The 21,510-nt window shown below is 39.7% G+C and carries 23 protein-coding genes; 6 read left to right on the forward strand and 17 right to left on the reverse strand.

The features are described 5' to 3' along the window. Positions 1–445: 445 nt before the first annotated feature. The 7 genes from L4F91_RS03125 to L4F91_RS03155 all read right to left on the reverse strand — a co-directional run bounded on the left by L4F91_RS03125 (position 446) and on the right by L4F91_RS03155 (position 8,166). Positions 446–1,375: a hypothetical protein gene (locus L4F91_RS03125; protein WP_265762162.1), complete on the reverse strand. Its 930-nt coding sequence runs from the start codon at positions 1,373–1,375 to the stop codon at positions 446–448. Next, positions 1,372–2,670 (reverse strand): restriction endonuclease subunit S, encoded by a 1,299-nt coding sequence (locus L4F91_RS03130; RefSeq protein WP_265762161.1) that lies wholly within the window; start codon positions 2,668–2,670, stop codon positions 1,372–1,374. The genes L4F91_RS03125 and L4F91_RS03130 overlap by 4 nt, the downstream gene beginning before the upstream one ends. 7 nt (positions 2,671–2,677) lie before the next feature. Then, complete coding sequence (locus L4F91_RS03135) at positions 2,678–4,297, reverse strand: class I SAM-dependent DNA methyltransferase (RefSeq protein WP_265762547.1); 1,620 nt, start codon at positions 4,295–4,297, stop codon at positions 2,678–2,680. 7 nt (positions 4,298–4,304) lie between these two features. After that, the gene (locus tag L4F91_RS03140; RefSeq protein WP_265777263.1) at positions 4,305–4,436 is read right to left on the reverse strand and encodes a hypothetical protein; all 132 of its coding nucleotides are present in this window, start codon (positions 4,434–4,436) and stop codon (positions 4,305–4,307) included. A 261-nt stretch (positions 4,437–4,697) separates the two neighbouring features. Further along, positions 4,698–6,056, reverse strand: a complete 1,359-nt coding sequence (gene lysC / locus L4F91_RS03145; RefSeq protein WP_250364283.1) for a lysine-sensitive aspartokinase 3 — start codon at positions 6,054–6,056, stop codon at positions 4,698–4,700. A gap of 170 nt (positions 6,057–6,226) precedes the next feature. Beyond that, positions 6,227–7,480, reverse strand: a complete 1,254-nt coding sequence (gene proA / locus L4F91_RS03150) for a glutamate-5-semialdehyde dehydrogenase (protein ID WP_395897211.1) — start codon at positions 7,478–7,480, stop codon at positions 6,227–6,229. Positions 7,481–7,494: 14 nt separating this feature from the next. Next, complete coding sequence (locus tag L4F91_RS03155; RefSeq protein ID WP_395897213.1) at positions 7,495–8,166, reverse strand: trimeric intracellular cation channel family protein; 672 nt, start codon at positions 8,164–8,166, stop codon at positions 7,495–7,497. Between the two features lie 145 nt (positions 8,167–8,311). On the opposite strand from L4F91_RS03155, the gene L4F91_RS03160 reads away from it, so the two are divergent. Then, on the forward strand, positions 8,312–9,124 hold the full coding sequence (locus L4F91_RS03160; RefSeq protein WP_395897215.1) for a hypothetical protein: 813 nt from the start codon (positions 8,312–8,314) through the stop codon (positions 9,122–9,124). 32 nt (positions 9,125–9,156) lie between these two features. Here the strand turns inward: L4F91_RS03160 and cgtA are convergent, their stop codons facing one another. The 4 genes from cgtA to rplU all read right to left on the reverse strand — a co-directional run bounded on the left by cgtA (position 9,157) and on the right by rplU (position 12,017). Beyond that, positions 9,157–10,329, reverse strand: a complete 1,173-nt coding sequence (gene cgtA, locus L4F91_RS03165; protein WP_395897218.1) for an Obg family GTPase CgtA — start codon at positions 10,327–10,329, stop codon at positions 9,157–9,159. A gap of 8 nt (positions 10,330–10,337) precedes the next feature. Further along, a complete protein-coding gene (locus L4F91_RS03170) occupies positions 10,338–11,258 on the reverse strand; it encodes a DMT family transporter (protein ID WP_395897221.1) in 921 nt (306 codons plus the stop codon). 169 nt (positions 11,259–11,427) lie between these two features. Next, positions 11,428–11,685, reverse strand: coding sequence for a 50S ribosomal protein L27 (rpmA, locus tag L4F91_RS03175; RefSeq protein ID WP_103853279.1), 258 nt, complete (start codon positions 11,683–11,685; stop codon positions 11,428–11,430). 20 nt (positions 11,686–11,705) lie between these two features. Next, positions 11,706–12,017, reverse strand: a complete 312-nt coding sequence (rplU, locus tag L4F91_RS03180; RefSeq protein ID WP_250350677.1) for a 50S ribosomal protein L21 — start codon at positions 12,015–12,017, stop codon at positions 11,706–11,708. 235 nt (positions 12,018–12,252) lie between these two features. Here rplU and ispB point away from each other — a divergent pair, with 235 nt between their 5' ends. Continuing rightward, positions 12,253–13,224 carry an octaprenyl diphosphate synthase gene (ispB, locus tag L4F91_RS03185; RefSeq protein WP_250364545.1) on the forward strand — a complete coding sequence of 324 codons (972 nt, stop codon included), beginning with the start codon at positions 12,253–12,255 and terminating at the stop codon, positions 13,222–13,224. Between the two features lie 24 nt (positions 13,225–13,248). Beyond that, complete coding sequence (locus L4F91_RS03190; RefSeq protein ID WP_265777258.1) at positions 13,249–13,992, forward strand: epoxyqueuosine reductase QueH; 744 nt, start codon at positions 13,249–13,251, stop codon at positions 13,990–13,992. A gap of 55 nt (positions 13,993–14,047) precedes the next feature. Here the strand turns inward: L4F91_RS03190 and L4F91_RS03195 are convergent, their stop codons facing one another. Further along, positions 14,048–14,383: a DUF496 family protein gene (locus L4F91_RS03195; RefSeq protein ID WP_250350674.1), complete on the reverse strand. Its 336-nt coding sequence runs from the start codon at positions 14,381–14,383 to the stop codon at positions 14,048–14,050. A 226-nt stretch (positions 14,384–14,609) separates the two neighbouring features. On the opposite strand from L4F91_RS03195, the gene serC reads away from it, so the two are divergent. From serC to aroA, 3 genes are all read left to right on the forward strand, one after another. Continuing rightward, entirely contained in the window at positions 14,610–15,692 is a 1,083-nt protein-coding gene (gene serC, locus L4F91_RS03200) for a 3-phosphoserine/phosphohydroxythreonine transaminase (protein WP_395897224.1), read from the forward strand. 77 nt (positions 15,693–15,769) lie between these two features. Then, the gene (gene hisC / locus L4F91_RS03205; RefSeq protein WP_395897227.1) at positions 15,770–16,870 is read left to right on the forward strand and encodes a histidinol-phosphate transaminase; all 1,101 of its coding nucleotides are present in this window, start codon (positions 15,770–15,772) and stop codon (positions 16,868–16,870) included. A 7-nt stretch (positions 16,871–16,877) separates the two neighbouring features. Further along, positions 16,878–18,170 (forward strand): 3-phosphoshikimate 1-carboxyvinyltransferase, encoded by a 1,293-nt coding sequence (gene aroA, locus L4F91_RS03210; RefSeq protein ID WP_395897229.1) that lies wholly within the window; start codon positions 16,878–16,880, stop codon positions 18,168–18,170. Between the two features lie 40 nt (positions 18,171–18,210). On the opposite strand, the gene rapZ is transcribed toward aroA, so the two are convergent. The 5 genes from rapZ to lptC are packed head-to-tail and all read right to left on the reverse strand — an operon-like array spanning position 18,211 to position 21,427. Then, positions 18,211–19,062: an RNase adapter RapZ gene (gene rapZ, locus L4F91_RS03215; RefSeq protein WP_265777255.1), complete on the reverse strand. Its 852-nt coding sequence runs from the start codon at positions 19,060–19,062 to the stop codon at positions 18,211–18,213. 23 nt (positions 19,063–19,085) lie between these two features. Then, positions 19,086–19,616, reverse strand: coding sequence for a PTS IIA-like nitrogen regulatory protein PtsN (ptsN, locus tag L4F91_RS03220; RefSeq protein WP_395897232.1), 531 nt, complete (start codon positions 19,614–19,616; stop codon positions 19,086–19,088). Positions 19,617–19,619: 3 nt separating this feature from the next. Beyond that, a complete protein-coding gene (lptB, locus tag L4F91_RS03225; protein ID WP_250350659.1) occupies positions 19,620–20,345 on the reverse strand; it encodes an LPS export ABC transporter ATP-binding protein in 726 nt (241 codons plus the stop codon). 10 nt (positions 20,346–20,355) lie between these two features. After that, positions 20,356–20,868 (reverse strand): lipopolysaccharide transport periplasmic protein LptA, encoded by a 513-nt coding sequence (gene lptA, locus L4F91_RS03230; protein WP_395897234.1) that lies wholly within the window; start codon positions 20,866–20,868, stop codon positions 20,356–20,358. After that, complete coding sequence (gene lptC, locus L4F91_RS03235; protein ID WP_395897236.1) at positions 20,852–21,427, reverse strand: LPS export ABC transporter periplasmic protein LptC; 576 nt, start codon at positions 21,425–21,427, stop codon at positions 20,852–20,854. Before lptC ends, lptA begins: the two co-directional genes overlap by 17 nt. Between the last annotated feature and the right edge of the window lie 83 nt (positions 21,428–21,510).

Genomic DNA, 21,510 nt, shown 5'->3' on the forward strand with positions numbered 1-21,510 from the left:
CTTTCCCTTATTTTTGTTTCTATTTGTTATTTAAAAATATCGTTTTGTATCCTTGTAGGGACGAACCTATGTGTTCGTCCGTTTTTATATTTTCCCCGTTTATTGTATGGGGAATTTAGTTTCGGGCGGACACATTGGTCCGCCTCTACGGGTAATATATGGTGAAAAAATCTGTGATTTTTTATCGCACTTTTATAGTTTTTTTGGGGAAACTTTCCCTTATTTTTGTTTCTATTTGTTATTTAAAAATATTGTTCTGCATCCTTGTAGGGATGAACCGATGTGTTCGTCCGTTTTTATATTTTCCCGTTTATTATATGGGGAATGTTGTTTCGGTCGGACACATAGGTCCGCCCCTACGGGGTAATATGTGTGAATAAATCTGTGATTTTTTTACAGCACTTTTATTCTGTTTAGTAAAATTTACTCTTTGTAAAGAAGATACTTAAGATTTTTTATCTAATATTGTTTTATCTAATATTCTAGAAAGTAATTCTTCCATTGGAATTTTCTCTGATGTGGATTTATCTAATAAAAGAGCAGGGTTTAAGCCTAAGCTTTCAATCATTACTCTATTTAATGTTTTTAATGTTTCAAGATCTGTATCTTGAAGATTATTTTCTTTTATAAAGTTTAAATAAGTAACGAATGATTGCGCTACCGTTTGCTTATGCAAATAGGCTTGTTCTAGTTTTTTGTCTTCATTAATTCTTTTGGACAAGAATAATGCAGCCCAAGCTAATGGTAAAATGAGAGATAATCTTACTAATATTCCAGGAATAGTTTTAGGGATGCAAATTAAAGCTATGCAAAAAATAATGAATAAAATTACATAAAAAGAACAGGTTTGTTTTTTTATTTGCTTTGAGAAGTTCTTTTGGGAGATTTTAAAAATACTACTGATTACTCCATTGTTAAGCTCTACTTGTAGTAATTTCATTTCTTTATCTAGTAATTGTTTTTCTTTTGATATTTCTTGTTCTACTTTATTTATCATATAAGTTTTAATAGAATCTATTTTCCATAAACTAGACTGTCTAACAAATAAATTTTCTATTTCTGAAAGAATAGATAAAACTCTATCTTGTTCTTCCTTGGTAAATTCATTGTTGTTTTTGTCTTTTAATTCCTCCATTAGTGTTTGCAATATGTTATAAATGTTTTTTAGAACATTGTCTTCTAATATAGAAAGAGCCCTTTTGCTAAAATAAATATCTAGATATTTAGATAGCTCTATTATTTCATTAATTTTATGGTCACTAATTATTCCACTATGTTTTATATAAGGAAACGCTTCTTTTAAATAATTGTTGTAGATGAAATTCCAGGTTTTATATATATTGTTTATCATTTCATCTTGAATAATTTTAGTCATAATTTAATTTCTCCACTCAAAAGCCCAGGCAACAACAAATCTCTTGCGTTTGCTAATTTTTCGTTAGTATTCAAATTTAAAGCAATTTTTGAAAAGCTATTTTTCACTATATTGCCAAAAATTTCCGTTAATTCTTTAGGTGGAACAACAATTTGTTTGATTAAAAAATCAGGGAAATGACCTTTATATTCAACAAATCTTTGTTTTCCTAAAGTTGCTAAATATAGCCAGTAAATATTAACATCTTGACCTTTAAAGGCGAATACATTTTGTATTGCACTAAAGTCAAAGTGTATTAATCGCATATAGCAAGTATGGTTGGCAAATACAATGACGGGATCTTGAATACTCGCTTTAATGCCTGCGGCATTATTATGAAAACCAATAATGCCTGATTTTCCTTGATCTAAGACAGGAATATGACCTTCTGGAAACGTATTTTTTTGACTATACTTCTTGCCAACAGGAATTTTCTTTATTATTTGCTCTATTTTTAAACATTCCCACCCCCTCGGCACTTCCCTCATTTCCGTTTCCACAAACTCGCTTGGGAAAGCTGCGGTGATTTGTTGCAGTTGGTGGTAGGTGGTGGGATCTTGGGTTTTAAGTGCGGTGATTTTTTCCTCAGTTTTTCCGCTTAAACAAGCCATGGCGGCAAGCTCGGCATCTTCGGCACTGCCGCCTGCTGCCAACACTTCCACCTTGGCGTGTACGGGGGCAAAATCAATAAACCAATGTTTAAAAATTGCTTGGGCAATCGCTTCTAGGGTTTGATTGGTTTGGGTGTTGAGAGCGATTTTTTTATCAAGATTACCTAAGATAGCTGAAATTTTTTTCTGTTCCAATATACTTGGATATGAAATATCAATTTGATCAAATGTAGCTCTTGTAATTGTATCGAATACAGAGCCATGGGTCTTTTGTTTTAACTCATTTATATTATTTTTTAAAAAATAATATAAAAAATCATTATCTATAATTCCAGATATTCCGTTTAGACCATAACAAGATTGGTTAAATGCCATATCTTTGGATAATTGTGCAAGACACCCCACAGTTCCTCTAGCAGATATAATTATTTGTCCCTTTTTTAATAATTTTGTACTACTATTTTTGAGTCCTAATTCTGTAATTTTTTCAGCTGTATCTGATACAAATCTTAAGTCATTATTAAAATCAGCAACAGATAGCCAAGGAATATTGCCCTTCCAATAGCTAGGCTCGCTACGTTTAGGTGTTCCCCCTCCGATAATTTCAATCACATTAGATAGTGTGTCCGTGTTCTTCATATTCATAAAATCCTCACCAAGAAATCCCCAAACTCTTCTTAATCGCTTCTTCCAGCTCTCGTCCCTGTGCAAACTGTTCCGCCAGTTTTGCCGTTAGTTCTGCCATTTTTTCTTCAAAAGGGATGCCGTCATCTTCCTCTTCAGGTGTGCCGACATAACGCCCGGGGGTGAGAATGAAATCATTATTGGCGATTTCTTCAAGGCTTGCGGCATAGCAGAAGCCTTCTTGGTTCTCATAGTCGCTGCCCTTTTGCCATGCGTGGTAGGTATCGGCAATGCGGGCGATGTCGGCGGCGGTGAAATCACGCAAGGTGCGGTCTTTCATATAGCCCACTTGCCGTGCATCAATAAACAGTACTTCGCCTTTACGGGCTTTGGCTTTGTTGAAAAACCAAATACAAGCGGGAATCTGAACATTGGTAAAAAGCTGGCTAGGCAGGGCGACCATCGCCTCCACTAAATCCGCTTCAATTAAGCGGCGGCGGATCTCACCCTCGCCCCCTGTTTGGCTGCTCATTGAGCCGTTTGCCAGCACAATGCCCATTCGCCCTTGTGGCACAAGGTGGTAGAGCATATGCGAAATCCACGCAAAGTTGGCGTTGCCTTTTGGTGGCACACCGTATGCCCAGCGTGGATCGCCTTGTAGGGATTCGTCCCACCAGTCTTTCACGTTAAATGGCGGATTAGCCATTACAAAATCCATTTTCATATCAATATGTTGTGGATTAGTGAAGCTGTCGCCGCGGCTACCAAAGTTAAATTCAATGCCGCGGATTGCCATATTCATTGCAGCTAGCTTCCAAGTGGTCGGGTTGTATTCTTGTCCGTAGATAGAGACTTGGTTGATATTGCCTTGGTGCGCCGCGATAAATTTTTCTGTTTGCACAAAGAAACCACCCGATCCCATTGCTGGGTCATAAATACGCCCGTGGTAAGGTTCAAGCATTTCAACAATCAGGCTGACGATGGATTTTGGGGTAAAATATTCCCCCCCTTTTTGTCCTTCTTTCGCGGCAAATTCACCAAGGAAATATTCATATACGTGGCCAAGAATATCTTTTGCCGCCATTGAAATCGGTGCGCCGTTATAAGTAGGTTGGCTGAAATCGGTATCAGAAAAGGTGTTAAGCAAGCCGATCAGCGTTTTATCATTGATGTCGTAACCTGAAATACGTTGGATAATCCCCTTAAGTTTTGGATTTTCATTTTCAATGGCAGAAAATGCGTTATCAATAAGATTTGCCACGCCACGGAATGCGCCACCCCAAGGTAATTGGCTACCTTGATTGAGCGTTGCGATGTTGCGAATGGTTTCCCAACGAGCTTGTTGTGGTACCCAGAAGATATTTTCTGCGGTGTAGTTGTCTTGTAGCTCCATTTCACTGTTGAGGAGGTTTTGATATTCTTCAGTAGAATAACCATTTGGATTAAGATAAAGGGGGTCTTGTGGATCTTGTAGCTTGGTGTGAAGTTTTTTGCGAAATGTGGTGAAGCTATCAGAAACGTATTTTAAGAAAATTAAGCCTAGAACAATATGTTTATAATCAGAGGCGGAAAGTTGGCTACGCAGTTTATCTGCTGCTTGCCATAGACGGGCATCTAAATCATTTAAAAAGGCTTGCTGTTGTGCCAGGCTGGCACTACAATCTTGCTGTGCTGTGCTGTGCTGTGCTGTGCTGTGCTGTGCTGTGCTGTGCTGTGCTGTGCTGTGCTGTGCTGTGCTGTGCTGTGCTGTGCTGTGCTGTGCTGTGCTGTGCTGTGCTGTTATTCATAAAACGTGAGTTCTCCTACTAATAGTGATTTTTGTAGCATTATATCATTCCACTTTTGAATGAAAAGGTGAATTTCCTTTAATCCTTTTTAGCCTATAAATGCTCACTTGAGTGTTGTTTTCGCTTTGGCATTAAGATGATAATCATTCGGTTTAATTGAGCTGTTGCACGAAAAGTGCGGTGCAATAAATGCGACTTTTTTGTGTAAATATAGAGGGAAATAAAAACCGCCGCGAGGTGAATCGCGGCGGTGATGAGGGGTTATTCAAATAGATTTTGATGTAATGCTCTTACCACATCATCTGCTTGTTCGCTTTGTACTAGCATACAGATATTATTCGTGCTTGCACCGTAGCTTATCATTCTTACATTATAGGCTTCTAAGGTATCAAAAATTTGTTTTGCGATACCACTGGTAATATGTAAGTTATTACCGACTAATGCCACTAAAGAAAGCCCTGTATCCACTTTCACACTTGACACTTCTCGGAGTTCAGCCAGTAATTCAGGGGAAAGCATTTCCGCACCTGATGAGGCAGAGCCGGTTTTGTCTAAGGTGAGAGCGACACTCACTTCTGATGTGGTGATGGTATCCACGGAAATTTTGTGTTTAGCGAGGATATTAAAAATATTCGCAAGGAAGCCTTGTGCGTGTAGCATACTGAGGCTTGAGAGGGTAACCAATGTTTGATCACGGCGTAATGCAATGGCACGGAATGTTGGGCGTGGTTGTGGATCTTTGGTTACCCAAGTACCACCATCTTGTGGGGCTTTGCTTGAGCCAACAAACACCGGAATGTTACTACGCACCGCTGGAAGTAGGGTAGCAGGGTGTAACACTTTCGCGCCGAACGTTGCCATTTCTGCGGCTTCAGCAAAGCTCATCGTATCAATGCGTTTTGCATTCGGTACAATGCGTGGATCGGTGGTGTAGATCCCTGCAACATCGGTCCAAATTAAGACATCTTTTGCATTTAGGACTTCAGCTAAGAGGGCGGCTGAATAATCACTACCGCCACGTCCTAAGGTGGTGGTTTTGCCTTGTGGATCACGTCCGATGAAGCCTTGTGTAATGATCATTGTGTCATTATCTTGCGCTAATAAAGGTTTTAATAAGGTGTCGCTATTTTTTTGTGTTTGCGCATCATCGGGTGCTGCCTTACCAAAGTGGCTGTTTGTGGCAACGATGGTACGCACATCAACCCAAGTGGCTTTCGCGCCAAGCTCTTTTAATACTTGAACAAAGAGTAGGGTGGACATCATTTCACCTTGGCAGATCAGTTCGTCTGTTAATGCTGGGGAAGTGGCAACACTGGCGGCATCGGCTAAGGTTTCGATATGGCTTAAAATCTCTTCGATTTTTGCCCGCACTTGGCTGTCGTCTTGCAGTTCAGCGAGGATATTTTCTTCAATTTGACGCACTTCTGCGATTAATTTTTTACGCTCTTCGGCTTCTTTACCATTAGCAAGCGCCACCAGTAAATTAGTGATCCCTGCTGAGGCTGAAAGGACAACCACGCGCGTATTCGGATCGGCGATGACAATGTTCGCACAGGCACTCATTGCGCTATGATTTGCAACACTGGTGCCACCAAATTTTGCTACCGATAGATGAGACATAATTCATTCCTTCTGATAAAAATAAAAGATGTTGTATTTAAAGCCTTAGAAATAACGATTTCACCAAACATTGTCAAATAATATTTTATGAAATCCAATAAAAAACGCCATTTCTAAAATGACGTTTCGATATTTTAAGATTTTACCCCTGAGAATCAAATAATTTTCAATTAAGGGCGAGAAAGGTAATCGCCAACGCCCACCCATTTATAGGAAGTGAGGGCTTCTAATCCCATTGGTCCACGAGAATGTAATTTTTGCGTACTCACCGCGACTTCTGCGCCAAGACCAAATTGTCCACCATCGGTAAAACGTGTGCTTGCATTGACATAAACCGCCGCACTATCGACTTGATTGATAAATTGTTGTGCTAAACGCTGTGAGCTGGTTAAGATCGCATCGGAATGTTGCGTACCATATTGATTAATAAAGGCGATAGCTTCATCAATATCGTTTACAATTACTACGTTAAGATCAGGCGATCCCCATTCTTGTTGTAATGCTTCGGTGTTTAATAGCTCAACCTCTGCCCCGGCTTTGCTTAATAAGGAAAGTGCGGTGCTATTTGCGTGAAATGTTATTTTCGCTTGGTTAAATTCAGCCAGCATCGGTAAAAATTGTTCGGCGATGCTTTCTTGTACTAAAAGTGTTTCCAGTGTGTTGCAGGTGCTTGGGCGTTGTGTTTTTGCATTATTAATCACGGCTAAGGCACGTTGTAAATCGGCACTTTCTTCCACAAACGTATGGCACACGCCAACACCGCCAATAATCACTGGAATGGTGGCGTTTTCTTTACAGAGTTGATGTAGCGTTGCACCACCTCTTGGAATAAGCATATCTACATAGCGATCTAATTTCATTAATTGCATTACAAGTTCACGGTTAGGATCGCGAATGGCTTGTACTGCATACTGCGGTAAATTAGCTTGTAATAGGGCTTGCTGTATCACTTCCACTAAGATGTTGTTAGAATGTTGGGTTTCTTTTCCACCGCGTAGAATCACGGCGTTACCTGTTTTTAAGCAAAGGCTTGCCACATCAATGGTAACATTCGGGCGAGCTTCATAGATGGTGGCAACAACACCAAGTGGGACACGAACACGTTCAATTTTTAACCCACTTTCTAGCGTACCACCATCAATAATTTTGCCAACAGGATCGGGCAGAGAAATAATATGGCGAACATCTTGTGCAATAGCGTGCAAGCGTTCTGGGGTGAGCAATAGGCGGTCGATTAATGCGTCAGATAAGCCATTTTGCTTGGCAATTTGAATGTCCTTAGCATTTTCAGCCAGAATGCGATCGGCTTGTTGTTCTAACTGATCCGCAATGCACTGTAAGGCGTGATTTTTTTCTTTTTCGCTACATTGTGCCAGTACAAAAGCCGCTTGTTTGGCTTGTTTTCCCATTTGTTCTAAATTCATTGTATTATCCTTCATTATTTTATTTTTTTCGGTAATTTGTCATTGCTATGCTTTTCTGCGATTTCTTGTTCTTGATAATCAAAGATGGGTAAATGCCATTCAAAACGAATTGCCAATAGCCGAATCGTAAAGCCACTGATGAGGGTAACAATTACAACAAGGCTATGATTAAGCGTTAATTGGCTTAAACCAATATAAATACTTGAGGCAAATAATGCAACGCTGGCGTAGAGCTCTTTTTGGAACACAAGGGGGATACGGTTGCATAACAGATCGCGTAGTACGCCACCAAATGCGCCCGTAATAATGGCAGCGATAATGGCAATGGTAAAGCTATGCCCCATATCTAATGCAATTTGCGTGCCAATAATAGAAAACACGATAAGCCCTAAGGCATCTAATACCAAGAAAATGGTGCGAAAATAACGCATAAAATGGCGAATAAACGGGGCAATAAATACAGTTAATACCGCCGCACTGGCAACAATTAAAAAATAATGAGGGTTTTTCACCCAGCCAAGTGGATAATGCCCAAGCAACACATCTCGCACCGAGCCACCGCCAATGGCGGTCATTGAAGCGATGATAATTACGCCAAAAATATCCATTTTTTCGCGTCCTGCGGCTAAAGCCCCTGTGATTGCTTCGGCAGTAATGCCGATAATATATAAAATGCTCAGTAGCATAATCGCCTTCATTAAAGTGCGGTGAAAATTTCTGTTATTTTAGAGGGGAATAGACGGTGTAACAAGGATAAAAATACAGAGATTTTTGACCGCACTTTTAAATTTCTGCATAATGTGCCACTTATTACGATAGAAAGGAAAAATTATGTCAGAAAGTCGCTCTCAATCTTTGACCTTTATACTGAGTGCAATCCCACTTTGTTTGTTACTTTTACTGGATAACTTTGCCTTATATTTGCAAGGACAGCCGAAAGCCATTTCTCATTTGAGTTTAGCGGTGCTTACGGCACAATTAGTCTGTTTACTGGTGTTTTATAAAGGGCAAATTTGTAATGGGCAACGAAGTCGATTAGTTGCAGTGAATGGCTATTTGTTCGTTTATTGGGGATATTGGCTACTGCTGAGCGTATGCTCAAATCATCATTATGTGCTGACTGATATGGTGAGTTTATGCGGTATTGGTCTTTCGCTAGCAATCTGGTTTCAACCAGCGGATATGCAATTACGCAAAGCTATTTTAGTGTTTGCTAGCTTGTTTGGCGTGCTTGGTGTGGTGGTTTATGGCTTGATCTTTTTGCAACTACCTTGGCTTGCTTTGTTGCCTTACAATTTCTTTGGGCAATGCTTTATTGGGATCATTCTGGCAAATCTTTTTTTAGTGATTGCTAAAAATCGCTTACAAAGTTTTATTGCCTTATTGCCACTTGCGATGATGATTTTCTTATTATTAAATGGTGTGTTGTCCACGTTATTGATCTACTTTGCACATCAAAGTGCGGTGATTTTTCCGAATAAATTTGCCTTAGCGCTTTATTTTTTCTTGCATTTGGTTGTAGTAGCAATGATTGCATTGCCGATTTTGACGAAAACCAAGTTCAGTTATCAAACGCTGTTGTTGCTCTTTTTTATCGCCTTGAGTTTGCCTATTTGGGCGAATTTTAGTTTGATTGCAGGATAGAAAAATAGGGCAGAATGTTCTGCCCTAATTATTTATGGTTTATAGATGATTTCTACGCCTTCATCATCTTCTTCTGACCAATCGTCCCAATCCTCATCTTCATCATTAAATTGATGTTCAGACAGTTGTTCTTGGTGATAATCGTCCCATTTGAATTTTACTTCTTCTGGATTTTCAGGTTCTTTCTCTTCTTCCCTTGGATGGGCATCGAGATAGTCCATAATATCACGACAAAGTGGCTCAACATTTTTGCCAGTGGCGGCGGAAATTAGATAATAATCACCGTCCCAATCTAAGCGTTGCAGAATCTCTTTAGCACGCTCGTGCGCTTCTTCATCAGACATTGTGTCGATTTTGTTAAACACTAACCAGCGTGTTTTTTCTGCTAGTTTTTCGCTATATTGGAAAAGCTCACTTTCAATAATTGCAATGTTATCCGCAGGATCGCTACCGTCTATTGGATTGATATCTACGAGGTGAATCAGCACGCGACAACGCTCCAAATGTTTTAAGAAACGGATCCCTAAGCCCGCCCCCTCTGAAGCTCCTTCAATTAAGCCCGGAATATCAGCCACCACGAAGCTACGATGCGCATCAATACGTGCTACCCCTAAACTTGGTACAAGTGTGGTGAAAGGGTAGTCGGCCACTTTCGGTTTTGCCGCAGAAACGGCTCGGATAAAGGTGGATTTGCCAGCATTGGGTAAGCCGAGCATTCCCACATCGGCAAGTAACATTAGCTCTAATAAAAGATCCCGTTTTTCCCCCGGTGTGCCATTCGTTTTTTGTCGTGGCGCACGGTTTACTGAAGATTTAAAACGGGTGTTACCTAAGCCGTGATAGCCCCCTTTGGCAATGAGCATTTTTGCCCCGTGTTGGGTTAAATCGCCCAGAATCTCTTTGGTATCATTGTCTATGGCTCGTGTTCCTACCGGCACTCTTAAGGTAATATCTTTACCACGACGACCTGTACAATCTGAGCTACGACCATTTTCGCCCCGTTGTGCCGCAAAACGTTTTTCAAAACGGTAGTCAATCAGGGTGTTAAGGTTTTCATCGGCAATTAAATAAACATCGCCACCATCGCCACCATCACCGCCATCAGGGCCACCTTTCGGGATAAATTTTTCACGGCGAAAACTCACGCAACCATTTCCGCCATCACCTGCCTCGACACGAATCAAGGCTTCATCAATAAATTTCATTTTTTCTCCTATTTCTTATTCTTTGTAAATTTGTGTCCAATCGCTGAGAACATTGCACCAATCACCACTACAAATGCACCAATATAACTAAGCTGATTTAACTCTGGCTCAGCAAAGTGAGTGGGGCTAAGGTGATGTAAAAGATGGGAAAATACAATAGTAAACAAAGGAACAAGGGTAACCACAACGCTTACTTTAGCCACTTCCCAGCGATTTAAGGCTTCGGCATAAGCGCCATAGCCAATCAAGGTATTTAAACAGCAGTAAAGGAAACAAGCGAGGGTTAAACCACTTAATCCTTGCACTTGTGAAACCTGTGCAAAAGGGGTAAATACCATCGCACAACCAAAATAAAACATTAATAAAACTTGCTGGGCAGTAAATTGACGGAGGAGTAATTTCTGAGCAAGCCCATAAGCAACCCACACTAATGCGGCACAAATACTTAATGATACACCAATAAAATAGCTATTTAATTGTGCTAACTCGCCCAATTTGTTATTAAAGAATAAACCTAGCCCGATAATTAATACTGCTAGCCCAATTTTTTGGTGCAAACCTAACCGCTCTTTGAAAATAATGACACCACAAATCAGCATTGCAAATGATGAAAGGTGGATAAAAATCTGTGCCACTGAGGGTTCAACAAACTTTAATGATGTATTAAATAAAGAAAAATTGCCAGAAAGCCCAATCACCCCAAAAATAAATAGCCCAATATAATAGCGATTAAAGTTTGCTAATTTGGGTAGCTTTTTACTGATACCTAATAATAACAAGAGGACAACACTGGCGGTAACAAAACGATACCAAACAATAGTTTGTGGGGTCATCACATTTAATACTTGCTTTAATGCAATGGGTAATGATCCCCAAGCCATTGCTGTAATTAGGGCGAAGATAAAGCCTAATAGGGGTTGTTGTTTCATTATGCTGCCTCCTTAATCGAAATCAGCCTTAACGCTTGAAATTGCTATGTGAAGCTATGTTTGTCATAGCTATCTTACTCGGTAATGTTTTGAGGTGGAATGTTTTATTTATAAATAATAAAAAAGCCCCACAAAACTGTGAGGCATTTTATTCTGTTTATTTGTAAGATTATTCAGCTACGATACTCACGTATTTACGATTTTTCTCGCCTTTAACTTCAAATTTTACTTTACCATCAGCAGTTGCGAATAAAGTGTGATCTCTACCCATTCCTACATTAGCACCAGCGTGGAATTTAGTACCACGTTGACGAACGATAATGCTACCTGCTAATACAGATTCGCCACCGAAGCGTTTCACACCAAGGCGTTTAGCTTCAGAATCGCGACCGTTACGAGTTGAACCACCAGCTTTTTTAGTTGCCATCTACTTGATCTCCTCTGAAATTATGCTTGAATCCCAGTGATTTTCACTTCTGTGAACCACTGACGATGACCTTGTTGTTTACGACTGTGTTTACGACGACGGAATTTAACGATTTTTACTTTATCGCCACGACCGTGAGTTACAACTTCAGCCACTACTTTTGCGCCAGCAACAACTGGTGCACCGATTTTAACATCTTCACCATTAACGACCATTAACACTGAGTCGAATTCAACGCTTTCGCCAGTTGAAACTTCAAGTTTTTCTAAACGAACAACTTGACCTTCGCTTACTCGGTGTTGTTTACCGCCACTTTGGAAAACTGCGTACATAAATACTCCGCTATATATTGTGCTTTAATGTTAATTTCATTTCGCACATTAAAATTCATATAAATAGGTCGCAAATTCTACGGAAAAACAAATCTGATAGCAAGAACTTATTTACAATAAAATAAAAAAAGTTAGATTTTTGCTGGTTTGATTTCAGAAAGCCAAGAAAATCAGGTAAAATCAACCGCACTTTAGGCAATGGTAGATATTCACGATGACAGATAAACGCAATCTTATGGATATAAATGCAATCCAAATGTTAATTAATGAAGATATGCAGAAAGTAAATGCCAAAATTTTGGCACAGCTTAATTCTGAGGTTTCACTGATTAATCAGCTTGGTTATTACTTAATTCAAAGTGGTGGCAAGCGCATTCGCCCAATGCTTGCTGTCTTGACCGCGAATGCTTTGGGGTATCAAGGAGAGGGGCATATTAACTGTGCAACCTTTATTGAGTTTACTCACACAGCAACATTATTACATGATGATGTTGTTGATGAATCTGCTATGCGTCGCGGTAAGCCAACGGCAAATAGTGAATTTGGCAATGCGGCAAGTGTATTGGTTGGGGATTATATTTACACACGTTCTTTCCAATTAATGACACAAACCGATTCGCTACAAATTCTTAAAATAATGTCAGATGCCACCAATGTGATTGCCGAAGGGGAAGTTCAACAATTAATGAATATGAACGATCCCGATACCAGCGAAGAAAGTTATATGCAGGTGATTTACAGCAAAACAGCCCGTTTATTTGAAGCCGCAACTCAATGTGCTGCGATTATTGCTGGTGCCAATCAAGCACAAGAGCTTGCCTTACAACAATACGGGCGTTATCTTGGCACCGCATTTCAATTAATAGATGATGTGTTAGATTATCAAGCCGATGCGCAAACGCTTGGCAAAAATATTGGTGATGATCTGGCGGAAGGCAAGCCAACCTTACCATTATTACACGCGATGCACAGCGGTGATGAAACGCAACGTCAATTAATTCGCAATGCCATTGAACAAGGCGGACAACGTGAAATTTTAAATGACGTCTTAGCGATAATGGCACAATATGGTTCTATTGAATACACCATTGAACGCGCCCGCCAAGAGGCACAAAAAGCGGTGGATGCGATTGCCATTTTGCCACAAAGTGATTATAAACAAGCGTTAATTTCCCTTGCTTATTTATCTGTTGATAGAACAACCTAATTTTATTTTTTGCTATTATTTATTATGGAACAACAAACCAATTACGAAACAGACGAAAGTGCGGTGCAATTTTCGCAAAAATCTAACCGCACTTCACGCAAAGCCAAAAAAGATCCTAATGCCCCTTTTGTGCGTGAAAAATTGAGTTTACCAAATGGGCATAACAAACTTTTATTACATTCTTGTTGCGCCCCTTGTTCAGGCGAGGTGATGGAAGCTATTCATGCCTCAGGCATTGAATTTACCATTTATTTCTACAACCCGAATATTCACCCATTGAAAGAATATTTAATCCGCAAAGAAGAAAATATCCGTTTTGCAGAAAAATGGGGAATTCCATTTATTGATGCCGATTATGATCGACAAAACTGGTTCGACCGAGCTAAAGGTATGGAAAACGAGCCGGAACGAGGTATTCGTTGCACAATGTGTTTTGATATGCGTTTTGAAAAAGCAGCACAATATGCACACGAAAACGGTTTTCCGGTATTTACTAGCTGTTTAGGTATTTCTCGTTGGAAAGATATGAACCAAATTAACGGCTGCGGACACCGTGCAGCAGCGAAATATGATGATGTGGAATATTGGGACTACAACTGGCGTAAAGGGGGCGGATCACAACGAATGATTGAAATCAGCAAACGTGAACGTTTCTACCAACAAGAATATTGTGGATGCGTGTATTCCTTACGTGATACCAATAAATGGCGTGAAGCAAACGGAAGGCAGAAGATCGAAATTGGTAAGTTGTATTACACTAATGATTAATCAACAGCACAAGTAAAAAGGGAATGCTGAGCCATTCCCTTTTTGTTTAATCTCATTATTTTTTTACACGCTCAGCGTGTGCTTTTTTCTGTTCTTTCATTTTGGCGCTAATTTCACGGCGTTGTGTAGCAAGTTCTGCATTACGAATGCGGTAGTCATCAACACGACCATCATAGTCTTCACGCATATTTTCTATAATCACACGAATATCTTCCACACTCATATCATCACGGATATATTGATTAAGATTGTCTAATAATAGAACACGTTTTTGGTTGTCACGGATTTTGCGGTTATTGTCATCAATATCACGCAATAGTTTGTTTTTTAAACGATACATACGCACATACTCCAAGACATCTTGGAAAGACTGTTTATTGACTGTTTCCATAAGTTTCAACTCTCTAATAGATTAATAATAAATTCAATAAGATTTATCGATTGCATTGCGTTAATTAATGTAGTCTTTTTTACTTTTTTCGTCAAAGACTTCCGTGCTTTTTTGTGGATAAGATCAAAAATTTTTCTGAATTAAATAAAAGTCATTGATTCGCTTTCTTTGAGGTGATAAAACTAGCAGATTATTTTTACACAACAATCATCATTAGGAATGGAAAATGACACAGGTATTTAATTTTAGTGCGGGGCCAGCAATGATGCCTCGTGAGGTGTTAGAACAAGCACAAGCAGAATTATTAAATTGGCAAGGTCAGCATACTTCTGTTATGGAAGTGAGCCATCGCGGTAAATTATTTATGGAATTAATCACTCAAGCTGAAAAAGATTTCCGTGAGCTGTATCACATTCCTGATAATTATAAAATCCTCTTTTTGCAAGGGGGCGCCCGTGGGCAATTTGCCGCCATACCGATGAATTTAATTGGTGAAAAAGGCAAAGCTTTATATTTAACCAGTGGGCATTGGTCTTCGACTGCCGCAAAAGAGGCACGTTTGTTTTGTGAAGTGGATGAAGTCAATATTTTATCGCAAGGTAATGAATTAAGCGTAGAACAGCTTGATTTCAGTGATATTGCGGAACAGTATGATTATGTACATTATTGCCCGAATGAAACCATTAGTGGGGTAGAAATTTTTGATGTGCCAAAAGTGGGGAAGGCGGTATTAGTGGCGGATATGTCTTCAAATATTCTTTCTCGTGAAGTGGATATTAACCAATTTGGGATTATTTATGCAGGAGCGCAGAAAAACCTAGGGCCTGCGGGCATTACTATTGTCATTGTGCGTGAAGATTTAATTGGTAAGGCACGCGAAGCCACGCCATCTATTTGGAATTATGCCGTGCAAGCCAACAGTGATTCAATGATTAACACGCCACCTACGTTTGCTTGGTATCTCTGTTCTTTAGTCTTTAAGTATTTATTAGCGAAAGGGGGCGTGAAAGCGGCTGAAAAACGCAATCAAGAAAAAGCCCAGTTGCTTTATGATTATTTAGATCAAAGCGATTTCTATCACAATTCTGTGGCAAAAAACAACCGCTCTTTAATGAATGTTACTTTCAGCACAGGCAATGATGAACTCAATATGAAGTTTGTTACTGAAGCCGCAGAAGTTGGCTTACAAGCATTAAAAGGGCATAAAGTGATTGGTGGAATGCGGGCGTCCATTTATAACGCAATGCCGATTGAAGGGGTAAAAGCCTTAATTGCGTTTATGGAAAAATTTGCTACTGAAAATCGTTAATTTTATTAATTATCAAAGGCTTGCTGATTGATATGGGCAAGCCTTCGCTATATCAACATTAAACACAAGGAACAAAAATGCAATTTATTGATGTTGCGAATGAAGGGGTGAAATCCCTTTCCCCTTATCAAGCAGGTAAACCAATTGAAGAATTAGAACGTGAACTTGGCGTGCAAAATATTGTGAAATTAGCCTCTAATGAAAATCCTTTTGGCTTTCCACAAAGTGCCATTGATGCCATTCAAGCACAGTTGCCACATCTCACTCGTTACCCCGATGCCAACGGTTTTGAATTAAAAACTGTCATTGCTGAAAAATTTGGCGTTAAAGCAAAACAAATTACCCTTGGTAATGGATCAAACGATTTATTGGAATTATTCGCCCACACATTTGCCAGTGAAAAAGATGAAATTATTTATTCGCAATATGCTTTTATTGTTTATCCTTTGGTTACCAAAGCCATTAATGCAGTGGCAAGAGAAATTCCGGCAAAAAATTGGGGACACGATTTAGACGGCTTTTTGCAAGCCATTAATGACAAAACAAAACTTATCTTTATTGCTAACCCAAATAATCCAACAGGAAATTTTCTTACACAGCAAGAACTTGAGCAATTTTTGGCTCAAGTACCAGCCCATATTATTGTTGTGCTAGATGAGGCTTATACCGAATTTACCCGTCCAGAAGAACGTATTGATTCTTTTGCATTAGCAAAAAAATATCCAAATTTAATTATTTCTCGCTCTCTTTCTAAAGCCTATGGATTAGCAGGATTACGTATTGGCTATGCGGTGTCTCACCCTGAAATTGCCGATTTATTAAATCGCGTGCGCCAGCCGTTTAACTGTAATGTACTGGCACTTTCTGCCGCGAGTGCTGTGTTGAAAGACGATGCTTTCGTAGAAAAAGTGGCGGCAAATAATCGCACTGAAATGCAACGCTATGAGCAATTTTGCCAGCAACATCAATTGGAATATATTCCGTCCAAAGGCAATTTCATTACCATTGATTTTAAACGTCCTGCTCAGCCTATTTATGAAGAATTATTGCGTGAGGGGGTGATTGTTCGTCCTATCGCAGGTTACGGAATGCCTAATCACTTGCGTGTGAGTATTGGTTTACCGGAAGAAAATGATAAATTTTTCACCGCACTTTTAAATGTATTAAATAAGGGCTAAAGAGAAGATGGAAAAATTAACACTACAACCTATTTCTTTGGTAGAGGGAGAAATTAACCTCCCGGGTTCAAAAAGTTTATCAAATCGTGCTTTGTTACTTGCGGCGCTTGCGAAAGGCACAACAAAAGTAACCAATTTACTTGATAGCGATGACATTCGCCATATGCTCAACGCCTTGCAAGCCCTTGGGGTGAAATATCAGCTTTCTGAAGATAAATCCGTGTGCGAAATTGAAGGCATTGGCGGTGCGTTTCAATGGCAAAGTGGCTTATCTCTCTATTTAGGCAATGCAGGTACAGCAATGCGCCCTTTGGCGGCAGCATTATGCTTGAAAGGCGAACAGCCTGCTGAAGTGGTTCTTACTGGCGAACCTAGAATGAAAGAGCGTCCAATCAAACATTTGGTGGACGCATTACGCCAAGTCGGGGCGAATATTCGCTATTTAGAAAATGAAGGCTATCCCCCTGTTGCCATTCAAAATACAGGGTTAAAAGGCGGAAAAGTGCGAATTGATGGTTCAATTTCGTCGCAATTTTTGACCGCACTTTTAATGGCTGCCCCATTGGCAGAAAGGGATATGGAGATAGAGATCATCGGAGAGCTGGTTTCCAAACCTTATATTGACATCACGCTAGCAATGATGAAAGATTTTGGGGTAATTGTACGCAACGATAATTACCATACCTTTTTTGTGCAAGGTAACCAGTGCTATATCTCACCTAAACGCTATTTGGTGGAGGGCGATGCCTCTTCGGCTTCTTATTTTCTTGCGACAGGCGCAATTAAAGGCAAGGTGAAAGTAACAGGCATTGGTAAATACTCCATTCAAGGCGATCGTTTATTTGCCGATGTGTTAGAAAAAATGGGCGCAAAAATTACCTGGGGAGAGGATTTTATTCAAGCCGAAAAAGGGCAATTAAAAGGCATTGATATGGATATGAATCATATCCCTGATGCCGCAATGACCATTGCAACGACAGCATTATTTGCCGAAGGTGAAACGGTTATCCGCAATATTTATAATTGGCGCGTCAAAGAAACAGATCGCTTAAGTGCAATGGCAACAGAACTGCGTAAAGTTGGCGCTGAAGTTGAAGAAGGCGAGGATTATATCCGTATCCAACCGCTCTCTTTAACGGATTTTAAGCACGCAGAAATTGAAACTTATAATGATCACCGAATGGCAATGTGCTTCGCACTTATCGCCCTTTCAAATACGCCAGTTACCATTCTCGATCCGAAATGTACAGCAAAAACATTCCCCACTTTTTTTGAGGAGTTTGGGAAGATTGCGAGCTAAAATAGCTGAAACTGCTTAGGATATTATCATAAGCAGTTTTCTATTTATGTTGCTCAAGAGATTTATGTTGGATGCTAACATTTTTCCCTTTTGCTTGAAAATATTCGCCAAGTTGTTGAGCTATATAGACTGAACGATGTTTCCCACCTGTACAGCCGATTGCAATGGTGAGGTAGCTACGGTTATTTTGTTCAAGCATTGGAAGCCAGGTTTCAATATAGTTTCGGGTAAGATAAATGAAATGATTTACCTCATTGTGTTTATTGAGAAAATCTATTACTGGCTGGTCTAATCCTGTCATTGGTCGAAGCTCTGGATTCCAATGGGGATTAGGGAGAAAACGCACATCAAAAACGTAATCGGCATCAAGTGGTATGCCGTATTTAAAGCCGAAAGATTCTACAATAATTTTTAATTCTTTTTGTTTATATCCGAGTAAAAATTCACGCAGGCGTTCTGCCAGTTCGTGGGTGGAAAGATGGGTGGTGTCAATGATTAAATTGGCGGCATCAATGAGTGGGGTAAGATAGTGTTGTTCTGCATCGATCGCGGCTTCAAGAGAAAGTGAATCAGATGAAAGTGGGTGCAAACGACGTGAATCACTATAACGCTTAATCAAGGCGTTTCGTTCACTATCAAGGAAAATAATTTTTACTTGATAGGTCTGTTGCAGTTGCTCAAGGCTTTGTTCTAGCTCTGTTTGTGAGGAAGGAAGATTGCGAATATCAATACTAATGGCAACAGAAGATTGTTGCTTTGCCAAAATAGTAGCCAGTTCAGGAAGAAGTGTAACAGGGAGATTATCAACGCAATAGTAACCAATATCTTCTAAAGCCCGTAATGCAACTGATTTACCTGCACCAGAGCGTCCGCTAATAATGATGATTTCCATCTGATTTCTCCCCTGAATGATGATTACTGTTCAGTTTTTGTTTCTATCGCTTGTTCATTATTCTGATTTTCTTGTTCGTCATCAGAATGGTTATCGATATATTCAAAAATTTGCCAAATTTCTTCCGCACTTTGTGCGGCTCTTAATTGCTTACAAAGCGATTTATCCAACAATTTTTCGGCTAATTCAGGTAGAACAGATTGGGAAAACTCGCTACACACCTCGGAAGGAATAAGCAAGGCAAAAATTAAGTCCACATCACGGTGATCTGCCGCCTCATAATCAATAGGTGTGGCGAGTTGCAAGAATACGGCGATAGGTTTATCGCCTGTATGTAAACGCCCTTTTGGCATTGCAACGCCATTTCCCAAACCAGAGTTACCTAATTTTTCTCGGTTAAATAAGCAATCAAAACTGCTATGCTCGGGATCTTCATCTCCTTGAATTTGATCTGCCACAATACGGCTGATTGTTTCAAACACACGTTTCTTGCTAGAACAAACCAGTCCTTGGCGAATATTTTCAAGACTCAGTAATTGTGTAAATTTAGTCATAAGTTATAGTTTAAATTCTTCACCTAGATAAACCCGTTTCACCTGTTCGTTATTCATCACTTCTTCAGGTGTACCTGTGGCGATCATTTTTCCTGCGCTTACAATGTAAGCACGCTCGCACACATCAAGGGTCTCACGCACGTTATGATCGGTTATTAATACACCTAATCCACGATCACGTAAATCCATAATAATTTTTTTAATATCAATGACGGAAATGGGATCAACCCCTGCAAAGGGTTCATCAAGTAAAATGAACTTGGGATTGGCGGCTAAAGCACGAGCAATTTCCACACGGCGACGTTCCCCGCCCGAAAGCGATTGACCTAGATTATCGCGGATATGACCAATGTTAAATTCTTCAATCAATTCTTCCGCACGTTGTTGCCGTTGCTGTTTATTTAAGTCTTTACGAATTTCAAGCACAGCCATTAAGTTATCATATACACTTAGGCGACGGAAAATCGACGCCTCTTGGGGTAAATAGCCCACGCCTTTTCTTGCGCGATCGTGCATTGGTAATAAGCTAATGTCTTCATCATCAATACGAATGTTGCCTTCATCTTGTTGCACCAAGCCGACAACCATATAGAATGTCGTGGTTTTGCCTGCACCATTAGGCCCAAGTAATCCCACAATTTCATTGGATTTCACGTTTAAACTCACATCAGAAACCACGTTTCGGCTCTTGTAGCTTTTGGCTAAATGTTCTGCATAAAGCGTTGGCATAAGGCTTGTCCTATTTGTTTTTATTATTTAATTGTGCCGGAATTAATACGGTTTTCACGCGAGACTTACTGGAACCGGTGGCTTTTAGTTGTTGTTTTTTTACATCGTAAGTAATGCGTTGTCCCGTAATTTTACTGTCTAGTTGTTTTAATTCTGCATTTCCTGTGAGGGTTAAAAATTCAGTACCAAGATCGTAATGGACTTTATTGGCTTTGCCATCTACTGGCTTACCATCGTCTAATCGTTGATGGAACGTTACTGGGTGTCCATAAGCATCGACGGTTTCTTTTTTGTTACTATTCTCATCTGGACGAGTAATGACGACTTTATCGGCTTTAATTAAAATTGACCCTTGGGTGATCACAACGTTATCTGTAAAGGTAACGGTTTTATTTTCCATATCAAGTGCTTGGTTGTTTGATTCAATATTAATCGGTTGATTTGTATCATCTTTTAAAGCAAAAGCTGACATTGACGTCATCAGTGTGGCAAAAAATAAAAGCGATTTACTTGTTAATTTCATAGTGAGTTTTCACCTGTTCCTTTAAGGTTGCAATTTGTTGCTGTAAATTCCCAGTGAGTTGCGAACCACTGGAAGTAAAATTTAAGCCAGTAATGGTTGCCATTGTATCAGAGTGAATATCTTGCGTCTTTAGGTTTATTGTCGCGCGTTCTGTGCTAACACGCTGTAAACGGGAATCGCGCAATAGACTTTGTACCAATACATCACCGTCTAAATATAAAAGATTATCTTTGGTTAATTTGGCATTTTTAGCACTGATCTTCCAACTTTGTGAGCCTAAGGTTTCATCTTCTACATTATAAAGATAAACCACAGGATTCTGAAAATCGGTGTTTCCATTAGAGGCATAGTGTTCAACTTTGTCAGCGAGTGCAACATATTGCTTTTCTCCGGTCGGAGAATAAACCGTAGTTTGCATTTTCTCACCGATATACTCAGGGCTATCTTGCGATTTAATCAAGCCGGCAAGTTTTTCTGTATCCGTCTGTTGAAGGTTATAAAACCAAGCAAGTAATGCAAGGGCAATCACCGACAAAACAATATTCAAGCGAATATTCATAGTTTGAATGGCTCATTTCTTCAAGATTAATGTAAGTGCGAAATGATAGCATAATTTTGCCAAAAGCAAGAATAATTCCGCGT

The sequence above is a fragment of the Avibacterium sp. 20-126 genome (genome assembly GCF_044358625.1).
In the GTDB taxonomy this organism is placed as follows: domain Bacteria; phylum Pseudomonadota; class Gammaproteobacteria; order Enterobacterales; family Pasteurellaceae; genus Avibacterium.

Coding starts and splice junctions, on each gene's coding strand:
- L4F91_RS03125 (WP_265762162.1), bottom strand. CDS start 1,375: ATGACTAAAATTATTCAAGATGAAATGATAAACAATATATATAAAACC.
- L4F91_RS03130 (WP_265762161.1), bottom strand. CDS start 2,670: ATGAATATGAAGAACACGGACACACTATCTAATGTGATTGAAATTATC.
- L4F91_RS03140 (WP_265777263.1), bottom strand. CDS start 4,436: ATGAATAACAGCACAGCACAGCACAGCACAGCACAGCACAGCACAGCA.
- lysC (WP_250364283.1), bottom strand. CDS start 6,056: ATGTCTCATCTATCGGTAGCAAAATTTGGTGGCACCAGTGTTGCAAAT.
- proA (WP_395897211.1), bottom strand. CDS start 7,480: ATGAATTTAGAACAAATGGGAAAACAAGCCAAACAAGCGGCTTTTGTA.
- L4F91_RS03155 (WP_395897213.1), bottom strand. CDS start 8,166: ATGCTACTGAGCATTTTATATATTATCGGCATTACTGCCGAAGCAATC.
- L4F91_RS03160 (WP_395897215.1), top strand. CDS start 8,312: ATGTCAGAAAGTCGCTCTCAATCTTTGACCTTTATACTGAGTGCAATC.
- cgtA (WP_395897218.1), bottom strand. CDS start 10,329: ATGAAATTTATTGATGAAGCCTTGATTCGTGTCGAGGCAGGTGATGGC.
- L4F91_RS03170 (WP_395897221.1), bottom strand. CDS start 11,258: ATGAAACAACAACCCCTATTAGGCTTTATCTTCGCCCTAATTACAGCA.
- rpmA (WP_103853279.1), bottom strand. CDS start 11,685: ATGGCAACTAAAAAAGCTGGTGGTTCAACTCGTAACGGTCGCGATTCT.
- rplU (WP_250350677.1), bottom strand. CDS start 12,017: ATGTACGCAGTTTTCCAAAGTGGCGGTAAACAACACCGAGTAAGCGAA.
- ispB (WP_250364545.1), top strand. CDS start 12,253: ATGGATATAAATGCAATCCAAATGTTAATTAATGAAGATATGCAGAAA.
- L4F91_RS03190 (WP_265777258.1), top strand. CDS start 13,249: ATGGAACAACAAACCAATTACGAAACAGACGAAAGTGCGGTGCAATTT.
- L4F91_RS03195 (WP_250350674.1), bottom strand. CDS start 14,383: ATGGAAACAGTCAATAAACAGTCTTTCCAAGATGTCTTGGAGTATGTG.
- serC (WP_395897224.1), top strand. CDS start 14,610: ATGACACAGGTATTTAATTTTAGTGCGGGGCCAGCAATGATGCCTCGT.
- hisC (WP_395897227.1), top strand. CDS start 15,770: ATGCAATTTATTGATGTTGCGAATGAAGGGGTGAAATCCCTTTCCCCT.
- aroA (WP_395897229.1), top strand. CDS start 16,878: ATGGAAAAATTAACACTACAACCTATTTCTTTGGTAGAGGGAGAAATT.
- rapZ (WP_265777255.1), bottom strand. CDS start 19,062: ATGGAAATCATCATTATTAGCGGACGCTCTGGTGCAGGTAAATCAGTT.
- ptsN (WP_395897232.1), bottom strand. CDS start 19,616: ATGACTAAATTTACACAATTACTGAGTCTTGAAAATATTCGCCAAGGA.
- lptB (WP_250350659.1), bottom strand. CDS start 20,345: ATGCCAACGCTTTATGCAGAACATTTAGCCAAAAGCTACAAGAGCCGA.
- lptA (WP_395897234.1), bottom strand. CDS start 20,868: ATGAAATTAACAAGTAAATCGCTTTTATTTTTTGCCACACTGATGACG.
- lptC (WP_395897236.1), bottom strand. CDS start 21,427: ATGAATATTCGCTTGAATATTGTTTTGTCGGTGATTGCCCTTGCATTA.